Source organism: Methylobacterium longum, assembly GCF_022179385.1.
In the GTDB taxonomy this organism is placed as follows: Bacteria; Pseudomonadota; Alphaproteobacteria; order Rhizobiales; family Beijerinckiaceae; genus Methylobacterium; species Methylobacterium longum.
The window spans coordinates 1-205 of sequence record NZ_BPQS01000213.1 but is presented as its reverse complement, the minus strand read 5'-3'; the positions used below and the strand labels follow the sequence as shown (position 1 = coordinate 205).

Here is a 205-nt window from a genome sequence, read left to right as displayed (position 1 = left end):
GCCGCGCCGTCGTCCTGCTCAACTCCGACGCCCAGGTCTTCGGCGACTGGCTCGACCGGCTGGTGGCCCACGCCGAGCCCCAAGCCGCGCCCCGCGCCGAGCCCCACGCCGGCTCCGCGGCCCCGCAGGACGGCGCCCGCCCGCCCGTGGCCAGCGTCACGCCGCTGTCCAACAACGCCACGATCTGCTCCTACCCGCGCTTCAA

The 205-nt window shown here is 76.6% G+C and carries 1 protein-coding gene; it reads left to right on the top strand.

The features are described 5' to 3' along the window. On the top strand, positions 1–205 hold a 205-nt coding region (locus MFF58_RS32160), incomplete at both ends, for a hypothetical protein (protein ID WP_238294400.1).